The organism is Streptomyces sp. P17 (assembly GCF_032436805.1).
In the GTDB taxonomy this organism is placed as follows: domain Bacteria; phylum Actinomycetota; class Actinomycetes; order Streptomycetales; family Streptomycetaceae; genus Streptomyces.
Genome location: NZ_JAVRBF010001202.1, coordinates 1 through 252 on the forward strand (window position 1 = coordinate 1; position 252 = coordinate 252).

The 252-nt window shown below is 39.3% G+C and carries 1 protein-coding gene; it reads right to left on the reverse strand.

All coding sequences use genetic code 11. The annotated features are described in order from the left end of the window. A partial coding sequence (locus RMT89_RS44430; RefSeq protein ID WP_315889435.1) for a DotU family type IV/VI secretion system protein occupies window positions 1-252 on the reverse strand: 252 nt, incomplete at both ends.

A 252-nucleotide genomic window follows, 5' to 3' on the forward strand; every position in this document is an offset into this window, starting at 1 on the left:
GGTTCCCATAACCGCTTCATCAAGAACAGCACACAGAATATAGCGATAAGCCATCAATATAGCGTGATCAAAGCCCTGTTCAGTCAACTCAATCTCTATAGCCTTGATCTCTTCAATTGCTTGTTTATAAATTTGCTCAATATTGGCACACTCAGTCAAGCTTCTTACACGCAATGCTAGACCAAATAAAGGGGTCGCGGCATCGATTAAGCTATTTGAATTATTTCCTCGTAATTGAAACCAATAATCTTG